12 protein-coding genes are annotated in these 15,925 nt (G+C 66.6%); 8 read left to right on the top strand and 4 right to left on the bottom strand.

What is annotated here, in order from left to right:
• Nucleotides 1–92: 92 nt before the first annotated feature.
• Nucleotides 93–1,568, bottom strand: coding sequence for an HD domain-containing phosphohydrolase (locus AC3IFE_RS33475; protein WP_489194644.1), 1,476 nt, complete (start codon nucleotides 1,566–1,568; stop codon nucleotides 93–95).
• Nucleotides 1,569–1,858: 290 nt separating this feature from the next.
• Here AC3IFE_RS33475 and AC3IFE_RS33470 point away from each other — a divergent pair, with 290 nt between their 5' ends.
• The 3 genes from AC3IFE_RS33470 to AC3IFE_RS33460 all read left to right on the top strand — a co-directional run bounded on the left by AC3IFE_RS33470 (nucleotide 1,859) and on the right by AC3IFE_RS33460 (nucleotide 3,727).
• Complete coding sequence (locus tag AC3IFE_RS33470) at nucleotides 1,859–2,434, top strand: DUF308 domain-containing protein (protein ID WP_089471336.1); 576 nt, start codon at nucleotides 1,859–1,861, stop codon at nucleotides 2,432–2,434.
• A 250-nt stretch (nucleotides 2,435–2,684) separates the two neighbouring features.
• The gene (locus tag AC3IFE_RS33465; RefSeq protein ID WP_089471337.1) at nucleotides 2,685–3,074 is read left to right on the top strand and encodes a hypothetical protein; all 390 of its coding nucleotides are present in this window, start codon (nucleotides 2,685–2,687) and stop codon (nucleotides 3,072–3,074) included.
• A 116-nt stretch (nucleotides 3,075–3,190) separates the two neighbouring features.
• Nucleotides 3,191–3,727: a hypothetical protein gene (locus AC3IFE_RS33460; protein ID WP_144030184.1), complete on the top strand. Its 537-nt coding sequence runs from the start codon at nucleotides 3,191–3,193 to the stop codon at nucleotides 3,725–3,727.
• A gap of 171 nt (nucleotides 3,728–3,898) precedes the next feature.
• Here the strand turns inward: AC3IFE_RS33460 and AC3IFE_RS33455 are convergent, their stop codons facing one another.
• Nucleotides 3,899–4,549, bottom strand: a complete 651-nt coding sequence (locus AC3IFE_RS33455) for a GntR family transcriptional regulator (RefSeq protein ID WP_256979812.1) — start codon at nucleotides 4,547–4,549, stop codon at nucleotides 3,899–3,901.
• A gap of 53 nt (nucleotides 4,550–4,602) precedes the next feature.
• Between AC3IFE_RS33455 and AC3IFE_RS33450 the strand changes: the two genes are divergently transcribed.
• Nucleotides 4,603–5,769 (top strand): pyridoxal phosphate-dependent aminotransferase, encoded by a 1,167-nt coding sequence (locus AC3IFE_RS33450; RefSeq protein WP_489194639.1) that lies wholly within the window; start codon nucleotides 4,603–4,605, stop codon nucleotides 5,767–5,769.
• 177 nt (nucleotides 5,770–5,946) lie between these two features.
• On the opposite strand, the gene AC3IFE_RS33445 is transcribed toward AC3IFE_RS33450, so the two are convergent.
• Nucleotides 5,947–7,293, bottom strand: a complete 1,347-nt coding sequence (locus tag AC3IFE_RS33445) for an MFS transporter (protein ID WP_489194637.1) — start codon at nucleotides 7,291–7,293, stop codon at nucleotides 5,947–5,949.
• Between the two features lie 297 nt (nucleotides 7,294–7,590).
• On the opposite strand from AC3IFE_RS33445, the gene AC3IFE_RS33440 reads away from it, so the two are divergent.
• From AC3IFE_RS33440 to AC3IFE_RS33430, 3 genes are all read left to right on the top strand, one after another.
• A complete protein-coding gene (locus AC3IFE_RS33440) occupies nucleotides 7,591–8,628 on the top strand; it encodes a LacI family DNA-binding transcriptional regulator (RefSeq protein ID WP_489194635.1) in 1,038 nt (345 codons plus the stop codon).
• Between the two features lie 186 nt (nucleotides 8,629–8,814).
• Nucleotides 8,815–10,596 carry an IlvD/Edd family dehydratase gene (locus AC3IFE_RS33435; protein ID WP_489194633.1) on the top strand — a complete coding sequence of 594 codons (1,782 nt, stop codon included), beginning with the start codon at nucleotides 8,815–8,817 and terminating at the stop codon, nucleotides 10,594–10,596.
• A 32-nt stretch (nucleotides 10,597–10,628) separates the two neighbouring features.
• Entirely contained in the window at nucleotides 10,629–11,807 is a 1,179-nt protein-coding gene (locus AC3IFE_RS33430; RefSeq protein ID WP_089471343.1) for a fumarylacetoacetate hydrolase family protein, read from the top strand.
• Between the two features lie 208 nt (nucleotides 11,808–12,015).
• Here the strand turns inward: AC3IFE_RS33430 and AC3IFE_RS33425 are convergent, their stop codons facing one another.
• On the bottom strand, nucleotides 12,016–13,833 hold the full coding sequence (locus AC3IFE_RS33425) for a methyl-accepting chemotaxis protein (protein WP_489194630.1): 1,818 nt from the start codon (nucleotides 13,831–13,833) through the stop codon (nucleotides 12,016–12,018).
• A gap of 346 nt (nucleotides 13,834–14,179) precedes the next feature.
• On the opposite strand from AC3IFE_RS33425, the gene AC3IFE_RS33420 reads away from it, so the two are divergent.
• Nucleotides 14,180–15,766, top strand: a complete 1,587-nt coding sequence (locus AC3IFE_RS33420) for a methyl-accepting chemotaxis protein (protein WP_089471345.1) — start codon at nucleotides 14,180–14,182, stop codon at nucleotides 15,764–15,766.
• Nucleotides 15,767–15,925: the final 159 nt, after the last annotated feature.

The raw sequence follows: 15,925 nt of genomic DNA, 5'->3' as shown, positions 1-15,925 counted from the left end.
GGGATACGCGGGATAAACCACCGGACAGGCGGAGCGTCAAAGCTCGCGCCGGCCTGACCGGCGGTCCGCGTACATACGAAAGCGAATGCGCATCAGAGCAGCCCCAGCGTAGACGCCTTGAGGGTCGCCGCGGCACGTGTCGAACATTCGAGCTTGCGGAACGCCTTCTCGACATGGGTGCGCACCGTGCTCGGACTCATCGCGAGCGCCTGTGCGACCTGCTTGTTGCTCGCGCCACGGGAGATCGCCCGCAGGACGTCGATTTCCCGTGCGGACAGGCGCGGGCCAGCGGCCGACGCGCCCGTGGCGATGCGCCGGAGCACGGGCGCCTCGCCCGTCACGAGCGCAGCCACCACTTCGCCGCATAGCCGGCCGCACACAACTTCTTCCTGCAACTGGCCGGAGGCGGCTGCATCGCTCAACGCCGCGCGCCACGGACGCGCCGAGCGCAACGCGACCCACGCCAGCGACGCCGCCAGCACGCGTGCTTCCAGCGTCAGCGCCGCATCGCGCGCGCCGCGGAAATAGCCCGAACCGTCCTGCCGCTCGTACGCATACGACGCAAGCATCGCGGCTTCGCCGAGCGCCCCCGTCTGCCTGCCGGCGCGCTCGGTCCAGTACGGTACGAGTCGCACCTTTTCCCATGCACTCGCAGGCAGCCGCGTCGGCAGATTCCACACGTCGTTCGGCACCGCGGCCCGGCCGATGCCATGAATCAGTCCGGCACGGTACACGCGTTCGCGCGCGGCTTCGTCCGGCGACAGACGGCCGTAACACGCGGCGGCCGTCGCGGCGACCGAACGCGAAAAACCCGTCATCCACGGCAATTTCAGATCGATGACGTCCGCGATCAATTCGGCGGACGTCGCGCCCTGCATGTCCGGCGTGGCCAATGCGGCGTCCAGGTCGGCGGGCGCCATGTGCTCGAGCGCCGCCAGCCAGCGCGGTGCGTCGCGCGTAGCCGTCTCGACGAGCGCGGCCGGATAGCGTGACTCCGCGCGTTGACCGATCAATTCGAGGGCCTGCTCGATGCCGTACGTGCGGCTGAGCACGTCGAGGTCCCCCGCCAGCGCGACGATCGACACGGCGGGCGGCACCTGTTCGCGCACGAGCCGAGCAGGCAGCCCGTTGCCGTCCCAGGTTTCGAAAATGTGCCGCAGCGCGGTTTCCGTCGCGCTGGACAGACCGAGTATTCGCGCCACCTCGCCCGAGACTTCGCAATGAATCTGCGCGAGCGGGATCAGCGCGGCACCCGCGCCGCCGACCGCTTCAGCCACGCCGGGCCGGCTCTCGAGCATCGAGGCGCGGATCGCGATGTCGTCGCCGAATACCTGCGCGAAGCCCGCGGCGTTCGCCGTGCAGCCCGACCAGCGCAACAGCGCCACCTCGCGAGCCGTGTCGCACACCGAGGCATCGAATCGTGCCGCGTGCGCGAGCTGCGCCGCCAGCCAGGCGGTGCGCGGCGAATGGTCGGTCGGCTGGCCCATGCTGAGGTCGCCGATGAAGGCCAGCGCGCGTACGGCGTCGACTATGCGCAGCGGGGCGTGGCGGGCTTCGGCGTCGGGCATCGGGTGGGCGCAGACATTCGCGAGGGCGGGAAAACGATCATACGCGACGGCGTCGCGGCGTGCATGAGCATGCGCGCCGGCGGCGCGCCGTGGCCAAGCCGGTGCGATGTTGGCCCTCGTCGGTGCAAGCCGCCTGTGGCCTTCGCCATCGGACATCTGACCGATGGCGGCAGGCGCGGACGATTGCGATACTCGGTGCACTGGAGATCCGGCCGGCGCCGCCCCCGAATCCGCACTGCGGACATGCTGCATGCCGGCCGGAACAACGATTCAATGCAAAAGGAGTACAAATGACTGATCGCTACCCCGAATTCCATGCGCCTGCCGACGAACACTGGCTGAAACGGTATTACTTTTCCCGGGCAGTGTTCTCGCTGATCTGGGTCGCGCTGGCGTTTTCCGTCGGCCGGCAGAGCGCGGCCGGCGCCGCGGTCCTGCTGGTCGTTTATCCGGCCTGGGATGCGCTCGCCAATTTCGTCGACCTGTCCCGCAGCGGCGGGATGGCGGCAAACCGCACGCAGGCGGTGAACGTCGCGATCAGCGTCGTCACGACACTGGCGGTATTTCCGGCGTTGAGTGCGGGCCTGCCGGCGGTACTCGCGGTGTTCGGCGTGTGGGCGATTCTGTCTGGCGCGCTGCAGCTCGGCACCGCCGTGCGGCGGTGGAAGCATGCCGGTGCGCAGTGGGTGATGGTGCTGAGCGGCGCGCAATCGGCGCTGGCCGGGTTGTTCTTCATTTTGCAAAGCCACGCGCCGATGCCGCCGGCGATCGTCAAGATCGCGGGTTACGCGGGAGTGGGTGCGCTTTATTTCCTGATATCCGCCATTTGGCTGCAGGTGCGGGGGATGCGGCGCAGGGTGTCGTAAGCGGTTGATCGAAAATGAAGATGTCACTGCACGGATTGTCATCGCCGTGCTTGCGGGCAACGTAAAGCGTCGTGCAAAGCATGCGCTCTTGCAGACGATCGTAGTCGTGAAAACAGGGTTTGTTTTGCGGTCGCGAACGGCTCTGAACGACCCGAAGCGGTCGGTCGGATTCGCCGGTAGCAGACATTCGCCGCGGAGTCAGGGCGCTGGTAGGATGCGAAATTTGATCGAGATGCCTCGCAATGAACCGATGAAATTCGAAGCTGAGGGTAAGGCGGGGATCACCACTCCTAGTCCAGCCCAAATCACAAAGGGGATCCGGACTTTGAGAAGCTACGGGAAGTCATCTTATGCGTCGTTGACCGATCCAGAAGGCAACTATGTTCAGGTGGCCGGCGGTGGCGTTAGTTGCCTGATCGAGCGTTTCGAAGTCAACGCGTCGCAACGATGGAGAGCATTCCACGATAGACCTTCCCCAGTGCGCCCAGATGGCACGCTCCTTGTCTTCCGAGCGGGAAGCATCCTGATGCGTGCAGATGAATGGTTCATATCTGATCAGGTTCTGGAAGTCTTCCTAGCCTTTCTCAAAGGCACGCCGTTCCCGGAAAATGTCCAATGGAGGCCATCCGTGGGCTTTTGACCTCTCAGGTTTGGTGAACATCGCGTGTCCGATACGCATAATCCGACCTGAGCAGACCTCAGATTTGTCGAAAGCAGCCGTTTATATATTTTTCCCGTGTCGTCAGGAAATCATCCATGCTCGCGAAAAGCATCGCATTTTTTATCGTGTGCACGTTGCCGTGCACGTCGTTTTCCCAGACTGATTCGTCGCGATTGGTACGCCCTGCCAGCCAACGTGAAATAGAGGGTGACTGGCAACTGGCGCGTTTCCCCGATGCACTCCAGGCGAAAATTCTTCGGGCGAACCCATGGCCATCAGAGTGTCAGTGGTTCGCTTACCGGAAAGATGGTGTATTCAAGAGCTTGAGCCGACCAGCTGCGCCTTGTCCTCCACTAACGGCTACCGACATGGACGCCCCGCCGTTTGCCTCACCACCGAATCTGCCAGAAATTTCATGGAAGTACGAAACAGTCGAGGCGAGTGGAGAAGGCTATATCGTCATAAGTCGCTCAGATAAGAAGGGTTATCACGAGATATGGCAAGCCGACATCGTTCAGAACAGCTTCCAGAAAGGCGATATCGACTTCGTGCAAGGCGACCTAATTCTCTCCCTTGTTGACCCCAAATCAAACAAGGCTCTCTGGTATCGCCATCTTCGGCATCTCGATTGACGCGATAGGCCACACGGTGTTTGTTGGCCGATTGTCGACAACCAAAGTCCGAATGACGAACGACCGGACAGCCGCCCGACACGTTTGACCGTCACCTCCCCGGAGAAACCGCCAGCCCCTGCGCAAACCAGCCTTTCGCACCGGTCGGTGCGCCCGGCGCGACCTGCATCCCTACCGCCTACTCAACGCCTGAGCCAGCGCATCGCCCGCCGCCAGAATATGCGCGGACAGCGCCGCACACGCCGCGTCCACATCGCCATCGCGTATCGCCTGCACGATGTCCCGATGCTCGTCGTTCGAGCGGTCCTGCCAGTCCAGTTGCTGCCACGTCGCATACAGATGCCGTGAACTGGCCCGATGCATGTCGCCAATCGCGGCGACGAGCCGCGGCATCCCGCACCGCGCGGTCAATGCGCGATGAAACCTCAGGTTCAGCGTGCCGAGCACAGCTATGCCGTGCGCCGCCGACTCCTGATCGAGGATCGCATCGAGTTCCTCCAGCGCATGTGCATCAAGAGCGGGCATCGCCTCCCGCAGCGCCAGCGCCTCGAAAGCAGCGCGCATCTTCGCCATTTCAAGCACGTCCGCCGACTCGAGCGGCGCCGCCCGCACGCCCCGCCGCGGCTCCACCACGGCCAACCCCTGCGCTTCCAGCCGTCTGAACGCCTCGCGTACCGGCACATGGCTCGCGCCGAACTCCGCCGCGATGTGGTCCTGACGCAGCCACTCCCCCGGCGCGATGACGCCCGAGATGATGCGGTCCGCCAAGGCGGCAGCGATCCGATCGGCCAGCGAGCGATCCTCCTTGACTTCAAAGTTCATTCCTACCACCATGCATATATTATCTATTAAATTGTAACAAAACCGGAGGCTCGATGCGCCACCACCGTCCTGTGCGCCTGCAGCACATTGCCGGCATCGGCGTCGATCGCATGGGTTCGATCGCCGATCATGCCGACGTCGACCTTTTGCGACTCGAAAATCTCGACACCGACATCCCACCCACTTCCGAGGCGCTCGCGTTCACCCGAGAGGCCATCCAGCGAGACTCGGCCAACTCCTATTTGCCGTTCGTCGGTCAGGACCGGCTGCGCGCGAGCGCTGCCGCCCACGTGTCGGCGCTGTCGGGGCAGCGCTTCACGGCCGACCAGGTGGTGGTGTCTGCGGGCGGGCTCTCCGGCATTCTGAACACGCTGCTCGCCACCGTCGAGACGGGCGATGAAGTCATCGTCACCGACCCGACGTACGCAGGTCTGCTGAACCGCGTCCGCCTGGCGGGCGGCGTGCCGCGCCAAGTGCCGTTCGCCTTCACGCCGGGCGGCGAATGGAAGCTGGACCAGGCCGCGCTGCGCGCAGCAATCGGCCCGAAAACGCGGGCCATGCTGCTGATGTCTCCGTCGATGCCTTCGGGCGGGTTCTTCGATACGTCCGACTGGCAACTGATCGCGAGCCTGTGTGTGGAGAACGATCTGCTGCTGATCCTCGACAGCGCGATGGAACGGCTGCTCTTTGATGGACGCGAGGTCATCCATCCCGCCGGCCTGCCCGGCATGGCCGAGCGTACGGTCACGGTCGGCGCCGCGTCGAAAGAGCTGCGCATGATTGGCTGGCGGGTCGGCTGGATCGTCGCGCCGGAATGGCTGATTCCCGATCTTGTGGCCGTGTCGCTCGCCAATGTCGTGGTGCCGGTCGGCATTGCCCAGGAGGCCGCGGCGGTGGCGCTCGAACACTCCGCATCCGATCTGCCTGGCTACGTGAGCGAACTCGAGAGACGGCGGGATGCGGTCGCCGCCGAACTGTCGGGGCTCCCGTTCGGCATGCCGGCGGGCGGCTGGTCGATGCTGCTGCGCGTGTCCGATTTCGGCCTGACCGGATCGCAGATGTCGGGGCGGCTGCTCCGCCGCGGCGTGTGTGCGACGGCCATGACCGGATGGGGTGCCGCACACGGCGAGCAGTACGTCCGTTTCGTGTTCTCGAACGAACCGGTCGAGCGGTTGCGCACGCTCGGGGGCAAAGTGCGCTTCGCACTGGAAGACGCATGACGCCCGCTCACGAGAAAGCGGCGTCGCGCGCAGGGCGTCACTGGCCGGAGGTATCCGGAATTCCGTGTGTGATGGTCGAGCGAACTCACACGAGATCAATCCACGTGACGCGATGCATCCGGCGCCGGGGCGACGCGATGCCCCAGCCCCGGCCGGACGTCACGTCGCGCGAACGCCCTATCGCCCCGCCGGCGGCCGCAGAATGTCGCGCGGAATCGACGCAATCAGCACGCAGCTGACCAGCAGGCAGGCGCCCAGCGCATAAGTCCCGTTGTTGATGTTGCCGGTCATCTGCTTGGCGACGCCGGTGATCATCGAGCCCGTGAAGCCGGACAGGTTCCCCACCGAGTTGATCAGCGCGATGCCGGCGGCCGCGGCCGTGCCGGACAGGATCTGCCCCGGGAAGGTCCAGTAGATCGGCATCAGCGCGAGGATGCCGCACGTGGCGATGGTCAGGAATACGATCGACAGCGCCACGTTCTGCGCGAACGCCGCGCTCAGGATCAGGAACACGCCGCCGATCAGCGCGGGAATGGCCGCATGCAGACGGCGTTCGCCGGTCTTGCGCGAGTGCGACGCGTTCCACACCATCGCGAAGATCGCCGTCAGGTACGGAATGGCCGTCAGCACACCGATGTGCAGCGGGCTCTGCACGCCCGACGCGCGGATGATCGACGGCAGCCAGAAAGCCAGCCCGTAGAAGCCGGTATTGAACGTCAGCAGGATGAAGGTGAGCAGCCAGACGCGCGGGCTGCGCAGCGCGGCGCCGATGCTGTGCGACTTGTGCGCGGCCTCGGATTCGAGGTTGCGCGACAGCACCGCTTTTTCGTCGGCGGACAGCCACTTCGCCGTCTGCGGCCCGTCGCCGAGGCAGGCCAGCACGATGAACGCGACCACGATCGACGGCAGCCCTTCGAGCAGCAGCATCCATTGCCAGCCGCTCATGCCCGACAGGCCGTGCGTCTGCTCCATCAGCCAGCCGGACAGCACGCTGCCGAGCGTCAGGCTCAGCGGGATCGCGACCAAAAAGCCCGACATCGCCACACTCTGGCGCCGCGCCGGAAACCAGTAGTTCATGTACAGGATGACGCCCGGGAAAAACCCCGCTTCGCACAGCCCCAGCAGGAAGCGCAACGTGTAGAACATCGTGGTCGTCTGCACGTGGAAAAACTGCGCGAGCGGCACGATGAACGCCATCGACGACGACACGATGCCCCACGTGATCATGATCCGCGCGATCCAGAAGCGCGCGCCATAGCGGTGCAGCAACAGGTTGCTGGGCATCTCGAACAGGAAATAGCCCCAGAAGAAGATGCTGGCGCCGAGCGCATAAACGCCGTCGCTCAGGTTCAGGTCGTCGAGCATCTGCAGCTTCGCGAAGCCCACGTTGACGCGGTCCAGGTAAGCCACGACGTAACAGAGCAGCAGCAACGGCAGGATGCGCCGCATGACCTTGCGGTAAAGGGCGTCTTCGGACGAGTCGGCCGCGGCCGGTGCAGCAGCGGCCTGCGTAAGGGATGGCATCGGTCTGTCTCCTGATTGTGTCGATCTTCTTCGTACCGTCGCGTGCGCTTCGCGCATCGATGTTACCGATAACATCCGGTGGCAAAAAAAGCCGACGATGCGACGGGAGCGATCTGCATGCTGATACCGGTAACAAAACTGAAGGTAGCATGCTGCGATACGCGCGTACAAGTGCCGCCGAACGCGTGGTTTCCCTAGTACGGCCCTCATCGCGACGGGCACGCCGCGACCGTGCCTGCGCGGTATGCCGCACCGGTATGATGTAGCCTTTCCGGCCTTCCCCCGATCGCGATTCCGATGCCCAGTCCCACCGCCGTCCGGCCCGCCGGGCCGCCCCGCATGTCCGACGTAGCGCGCCTCGCCGGCGTATCGAAGATGACGGTGTCGCGCGTGCTCGCCGGCCACAGCGTGGCCGCCGAGACGCGCGCACGGGTCTGCGAGGCCATCGACCAGCTCGGCTACGTGGCGGATGCCGCCGCCGGCGCGCTGTCGTCGGGGCGCTCGGAATTCGTCGCGGTGCTGGTGCCGTCGCTGTCGAGCTCCAACTTCTCGGACACCGTGCGCGGCCTCACCGACGCGCTCGAGCCGCACGGTCTGCAACTGCTGCTCGGCGATACCGACTACGACCTGGAACGGGAAGAACGGCTCGTGCGATCGATGCTGCGACACCAGCCGCGCTGCATCGCACTGACGGGATCGCAGCACACCGACGCGACGCGCAAGGTACTGGAGCGCTCGGCGATTCCCGTGGTCGAGATGTGGGACCTGCCCACGCGCCCGATCGACACCGCCGTCGGCTTTTCGAACGTGCGCGCCGCCCGTGCGATGGTGCGCCACCTGGCCGAGCGCGGTTATCGGCGCATCGGCTTTCTGGTCGGCGCGAGCGAGCTGGATCGCCGCGGCCTGGACCGGCTCAAGGGCTACCAGGCGGAGATCAAGGCGCTGGGCCTGGGCGAACCGCGCGTCGTGCGGCTGGGCGAATCGCCGATCACGATGAGCCACGGCGGGCCCGCGATGGCCGCGCTGCTGGAGCAATGGCCGGATACCGACGCGGTGATGTGCGTGAGCGACATGTCCGCATTCGGCGCGATCATGGAGTGCCACCGGCGCGGGCTCGCCGTGCCTGCCGACATGGCCGTGGCCGGCTTCGGGAACTTCGAAGTCGCGACGTGCTGCCACCCGACCATCACGACCGTGTCGGTCGACGCGTACGGCATCGGGCTGCGCACCGGCGAAGCATTGCTGGCGGCGCTGCAAGCGCGCGACGGCGGCGAGCGCACCGAATCGAAAAGCATTCGCATCGACTACACGATCATCGCGCGGGAAAGCGCCTGACGGGCCGACGGCCGCGCGCATTCCAGTACGCGACGCGTGCGGCCTCGTACCGCCTCTACCCCACGCCTTCGCCACGCGCGCACGAAATCCCTTCCGTGACGCAAAAAACCCGTGCTAACATCCAAGCGATGTTACCGGTATCATCCGGCACGCAAAATGAAAAAGGCCCTCAGGAGACAGCCTGCCATGTCACACACCCCTCGCCGCCTGCGCAGCCAGGAATGGTTCGACGACCCCGCGCACGCAGACATGACCGCGCTCTATGTCGAGCGCTTCATGAACTACGGGTTGACGCGCGAGGAACTGCAGTCGGGCCGCCCGATCATCGGCATCGCGCAGACGGGCAGCGACCTCGCGCCGTGCAACCGCCACCACATCGAGCTCGCCGAACGCACCAAGGCCGGCATCCGCGACGCGGGCGGCATTCCGATGGAGTTCCCCGTGCATCCGCTGGCCGAGCAGAGCCGCCGGCCCACCGCCGCGCTCGACCGCAACCTCGCCTACCTGGGGCTGGTCGAGGTGTTGCACGGCTTTCCGCTGGACGGCGTGGTGCTGACGACCGGCTGCGACAAGACCACGCCCGCGTGCCTGATGGCCGCGGCCACCGTCGACATGCCCGCGATCGTGCTGTCGGGCGGCCCGATGCTCGACGGCTGGCACGAGGGCAAGCGGGTCGGCTCGGGCACGGTGATCTGGCATGCGCGCAACCTGCTCGCGGCAGGCGAGATCGACTACGAAGGCTTCATGCAGCTGACCACGGCTTCGTCGCCGTCGATCGGCCATTGCAACACGATGGGCACCGCGCTGTCGATGAACAGCCTCGCCGAGGCGCTGGGCATGTCGCTGCCCGGCTGCGCGAGCATTCCCGCCGCCTATCGCGAGCGCGGCCAGATGGCTTACGCGACCGGCAAGCGCGCGGTCGAACTCGTCCGCGAAGACCTTCGCCCGTCGACGATCATGACGCGCGCGGCATTCGAAAATGCGATCGTCGTGGCCTCCGCGCTGGGCGCATCGACCAACTGCCCGCCGCACCTGATCGCGATTGCGCGCCACATGGGCGTCGAACTGAGCCTGGACGACTGGCAGCGCCTGGGTGAATCGGTGCCGCTGCTCTTGAACTGCATGCCGGCCGGCGAATACCTCGGCGAGAGCTTCCACCGCGCCGGCGGCGTGCCGGCCGTGCTGCGCCAGCTCGACGCGGCCGGCCTGCTGCGGCGCGACTGCCTGACCGTATCGGGCCGCGCGATCGGCGAGATCGCCGACACCGCGCAGGACGCCGACCGCGACGTGATCCGCACGCCCGACGCGCCGCTCAAGCATGGCGCCGGCTTCATGGTGCTGTCGGGCAACTTCTTCGACAGCGCGATCATGAAGATGTCGGTGGTGGGCGACGCGTTCCGCCGGACCTATCTTTCCGAGCCGGGCGCGGAGAATACGTTCGAAGCGCGCGCGATCGTGTTCGACGGCCCCGAGGACTATCACGCGCGCATCAACGATCCCGCGCTGAACATCGACGAGCGCTGCATCCTCGTGATCCGCGGCTGCGGCACGGTCGGCTATCCGGGCAGTTCGGAAGTCGTGAACATGGCGCCGCCGGCCGAACTGGTGAAGCGCGGCGTGACGTCGCTGCCGTGCCTGGGCGACGGACGCCAGAGCGGTACGTCGGCCAGCCCGTCGATCCTCAACGTGTCGCCGGAAGCCGCGGTCGGCGGCGGCCTCGCGCTGCTGCGCACGAACGATCGCGTGCGCGTCGACCTGAATCGCCGCAGCGTCGACGTGCTCGTCGACGAGGACGAACTCGCGCGCCGCCGCGAAACCGCCAGCTTCACCGTGCCGCAGGCGCAAACGCCGTGGCAGGAACTCTATCGCCGGTTCGTCGGCCAGCTGTCCACCGGCGGCTGCCTCGAACCGGCCACGCTGTACCTGAAGGTGATCGAGCAGCGCGGCAACCCGCGCCATTCGCACTGACCCCACCGCCCCCGACTCTTGCCGAGCTGACCATGCGTACTCCTTCCGTTTCCGACTGCCTGCCGCACGACCTCGACCACGCGCTGCTGATCGGCCGCGTCTGGCGGCACGACGGCGCCCACGCGGGCCCGAGCGTCGTCGCCGTGCGCGGCGGCGAAGTGTTCGACATCACGCGCACCGTGCCGACCACCGCCGACCTGTTCGACCGCGCCGATGCGCTCGCCATCGCGCGCACCGCTGCCGGCGAATCGCTCGGCCGCGTCGAGCCGCTGGTGCAGGCGGCGCTGGACGGCACGCCGGGCGTGACGCACCTGCTTGCGCCGTGCGACGTGCAGGCGATCAAGGCATGCGGTGTCACCTTTGCCGTAAGCCTGATCGAGCGTGTGATCGAGGAACAGGCCGGCGGCGATCCGGCCAAAGCACGGGAGGTGCGCGACACCATCGCCACGACCATCGGCACCGACCTGTCGAAGATCGTGCCGGGCTCGGAGGCCGCGCTGCGCCTGAAGGCGGAACTCGAGCGCCGCGGCGCGTGGTCGCAATACATGGAAGTCGGCATCGGCCCGGATGCCGAGGTGTTCTCCAAGGCGCAGCCGATGTCGGCGGTCGGCTTCGGCGCGGACGTGGGGCTGCTGCCCATATCGGTGTGGAACAACCCGGAGCCCGAGATCGTGCTGGCGGTCGCCAGCGACGGCCGGCCGGTGGGCGCGACGCTCGGCAACGACGTGAACCTACGCGACGTCGAAGGCCGCTCGGCGCTGCTGCTCGGAAAATGCAAGGACAACAACGGCTCGTGCGCGATCGGCCCGTTCGTGCGGCTGTTCGACGACGGCTTCACGCTCGACAGCGTGCGGCAATGCAGCGTGTCACTGCGCGTCGACGGCGCGGACGACGGCTTCGTGCTCGACGGCATCAGCCATATGCGCGAGATCAGCCGCGACCCGGCCGACCTCGTCGCGCAGACCTGCGGCGCGCATCATCAGTATCCGGACGGCTTCATGCTGTTCCTCGGCACGATGTTCTCGCCGATCCAGGATCGCGACGCGCCCGGCGGCGGATTCACGCATCACCTCGGCGACCGCGTCACGATCTCCACGCCCGCGCTCGGCGCACTCGTCAACACCGTGCGGCTTTGCACGGAGATCGCGCCGTGGACCTTCGGCGTGCGCGCGCTGTACGCGAATCTCGCGGCACGCGGGCTGCTTGCCTGAACGACACGACAGCGATACCGGCCTGCCCGCCCGCGATCGATCGCGGTCAGCCACGGCGTGAGCGACGCCTCCGCGGATCGGCGCCGGCAACGGGCGCGATCCTGCCCGTTGCCGGCGGGCATGCCGGCCGGACCGGCCGCGCGGCGCCACCCTGCTCCCGCGGTGCGGCGGACGAAGCCGGCGCTCGCCGGCCCGGTTCACCCGGCCATCACGCCGGCACCGCACGCTCCGCCAGCTTGAACTCGCCGACCGTCTGCGCGAGCCGGGCCGCCTGCTCGCGCAGCGACGTCGCGGCAGCCGCCGATTGCTCGACCAGCGCCGCGTTCTGCTGCGTCGTATCGTCGAGCTGCGACACCGCCTGATTCACCTGCTCGAGCCCCGTGCTCTGCTCCTTCGCGGCGACGCTGATTTCAGCGATCACGCTCGTGATGTTGCGCACGCCGTCGACGATTTCGTCCATCGTCGCACCGGCCGTCTGCACGAGCCCGGAGCCACCCTCGATCTTCTCGACCGACGAGTGGATCAGCTGCTTGATTTCGCGCGCGGCCTGCGCGCTGCGCTGCGCGAGCGCACGCACCTCGCCGGCGACGACCGCGAAGCCGCGGCCGTGCTCGTTCGCGCGGGCCGCCTCGACGGCGGCGTTCAACGCGAGAATGTTGGTCTGGAACGCGATGCCGTCGATCACGCCGACGATGTTGGCGATCTCTGCCGACGCCTGCGTGATGTCGTTCATCGTCGAGACGACGTCGCGCACGACCGTGCCGCCCCGCAGCGCGACATCCGACGCCGATTCCGCCAGACGGTTCACCTGGCTCGCCGCATCGGCCGAATTGCGGGCCGTGCCCGCGATCTCCTCGAGCGCCGCGGCCGTTTCCTGCAGGCTCGACGCCGCGTGTTCGGTGCGGGCCGACAGATCCTGGTTGCCCTGGGCGATCTCGGCGCTCGCGAGGTTGACGGACGTGCTGAACTCGCGGATCTGCAACAGGATCGCACTGATCTTCTCGGCGAACGCGTTGAACGCTCGCGCGATCTGCGCGGCTTCGTCCGCGCCGTCGGCGGGCAGGCGCTTCGTCAGGTCGCCGCTGCCGCTCGAAACGTCCGTGAGCGCGTCGCGCACCATCAGGATGCGTTTGAAGGCCGCGTTCGTCATCGCGCCGACGAGCGCGGCGGCGATGCCGGCCACGATCACGATCGCCAACAGCGTCGTCGTCGCGACCGCGCGCATGCCGGCCGTCACGTCGCCCTTGTCGAGCGCGAGCACCAGCGACCAGTCGGTGCCGGCGATCGGTTGTGCGCGCATCAGCTTGGCGGCGCCGTCGATATCGACCGCGACGGGCGCGGACGCCGTCTGCAGCGCGCCGAGGCGATCGGCATCGAGCTCCGGCGACAAACCAGTGGCCGGCTTCATGATCAGGTCGGTCTTGGCCGACGCGATCACGCGGCCGCCCTTGTCCACCAGGAACGCGAAGCTCGCCGGCGTCGGGTGAACGGAAGTCACGATCGAGCTCACGCTCTCCATGAACAGGCTGGCTGCCAGCACGCCCTTCACCGCGCCGTCGCGCACCACCGGCACCGCGAACGCGACGGCCGGCTTGCCGCTCGTCGCATCGCGGTAGAGCGCCGTCACGACCAGATGGCCCGCGCCGACGGCCTGCTTGTACCAGGGCCGCCCGGTCGGATCGTAGCCGGGCGCGAGCGGCACGTTAGAGAACGCCGTCTTGTCCGGCAGGCCGAGCGTCAGCACCTCGAAGCCGCCCGACTTGCCGAGCAGCTTCAACGCCGGCACCGGGTCGCCCTCGCCGATCGCGATCGTATCCGCGAGCGCCTGGGTTTCGCGCGACCGGCTGGCCACCCATTCGTCGATCGCCAGCGCGTGGCCGGCGAGGATCGACTTGTGATTCTGGTCGATGGCCTCGTCGTTGTGGGTCTTGACGACGTAATAGACGAGCCCACCGGTGACGGCCAGCGCCGTCACTACGATGGCGACACACGTCGCCAGTATCCGTGCGCGAATTGATGACAGCATGATGACTTCGGTCTCCGTTACCGCGTGATTGAACTGGATCGCTGAACAGGGCGACCCTGATCCGTTTAACGGCACCGGAGGCGGGAAGTTGAGCGATGCCGGCAGGACGGCGGCACGCAGGAGGCCGCAAGACGCGCTATCGCGCGAAGCGCGAACATGGATACCGGTTGTAACGTGCGGATCCGGAGCCGTTCGCGCGCTCGGCGTGACGAACGCGGACCGCGGTCGAATTTTTTTTGACGTCAGGCAACACGCAAACGATTGCCCGGAGAGCCCGTCCTAAACTGTTCGTTCTCCATTCCGTTAATCAGGAAATCTATTTGATACTCCCAACTGGATTCCTCCTATGAATGATCGACGATTGACGGTTCGCATGAAGCTGACCATGGCTTTCGGACTTCTTACATGCCTGGTCGTGCTCGTCTCGCTCCTCGGCATCATCTCGCTCGGCAACGCAAACGATGCCTTCGAGAATTACGTCAACGGCACCAACGCCCGCGCGAACCTGGCGGACAAGATTCGCTTCGCCGTCGACCGGCGCGCGATCGCCGCCCGCAACCAGGTCCTCGCGGCCAGCCCGCGCGATGCGGACCTCGAGAAGGAAGCGGCGCTGCAGGCCGACCGCGAAGTCGGCATGCTGATGAGCGAACTGACGAATGCGGTCCGCGACGGAAGCGGCGCGTCCGACAAGTCTCGCGAACTGGTTCGGCAAATCGGGGCGATCGAGACGCAGTACGGCCCCGTGGCGCGCGCCATCGTCGACGCGGCGGCGAACAACCGGCGCGACCAGGCGATCACGATGATCAACGAACAGTGTCGACCGCTGCTGGCGCAGCTTGTGGCGGCCACCGACACGTATGCGAAGTACTCGCGCTCGCGGGCCGACCAACTGGTGAAGGAATCGGACGACCGTTATACCTCGCGCCGACTGATGCTGATCGCCATCTGCATCGCCGCCGCCGCCGCGGCCGCGCTCTCGGGCCTCTTCATCACCCGCGGCCTGCTGCGCGCGCTGGGCACCGAGCCCGCCGTGCTCAGCGATATCGCCGGCCATATCGCCGCCGGCGATCTCGGCGCCGAATCCGCGACCGGCGCCGCGCCGGCCGGCAGCGTGCTGGCATCGATGCGCGACATGCAGGCGAACCTGATCCGCCTGATCTCGGAAGTCCGTACCGCATCGGGCAACGTCGCGACCGGCGCCGGCGAAATCGCGTCCGGCAACCAGGATCTGTCCTCCCGCACCGAACAGCAGGCCGCGTCGTTGCAGGAAACCGCGTCGAGCATGGAGCAACTGACGTCCACCGTGCGCCTGAACGCCGACAATGCGCAACAGGCAAGCGGCCTGGCCAACAACGCATCGGAGGTCGCGCAGCGCGGCAGCTCGGCGGTCGGCCTGATGGTCGACACGATGACCGACATCAGCTCGAGTTCCGCCAAGATTGCCGAGATCACCGGGATCATCGAAGGGATCGCGTTCCAGACCAACATCCTCGCGCTCAACGCGGCCGTGGAGGCCGCCCGCGCCGGCGAACAGGGCCGCGGCTTCGCGGTGGTGGCGAGCGAAGTCAGAAGTCTCGCGCAGCGTTCGTCGAGCGCCGCGAAGGAAATTCGCGAGCTGATCTCGCAATCGGTCCGGAAAATCCAGGACGGCTCGCATATCGCGAACACCGCGGGGGACACGATGAGCGAGGTCACGCACGCGATCTCGCGCGTGACCGACATCATGGGCGAGATCGCCGCGGCGTCGAGCGAACAGAGCCGCGGCATCGAGCAGGTCAATCTCGCCATTACGCAAATGGACGAGGTCACCCAGCAGAATGCGGCGCTCGTCGAGCAGGCAGCGGCCGCCTCGAAATCGCTCGAGGAACAGGGAAACCGGCTTGCCGAGGCCGTCTCGCTGTTCCGGCTGGACACGCGCACGGCAAGCGCGTAAGCCAGCTCCCGCCACCCTGTATCGGTGACGGACGACGCATCGATTCCGGCGTCCGTCATGTTCAGCACAGGAAATTAACCAGATAGTGGGAATTTTCGCCCGCTGCGTACGACGCGAAACAATTCCGTAACGACCGTGTAACGATCGCTCACCACAATC

The sequence above is a fragment of the Burkholderia sp. APQ4-4ca genome (genome assembly GCF_057837105.1).
Note: the sequence above shows the minus strand (reverse complement) of the source record. Positions and strands in the feature narration are given on the sequence as shown.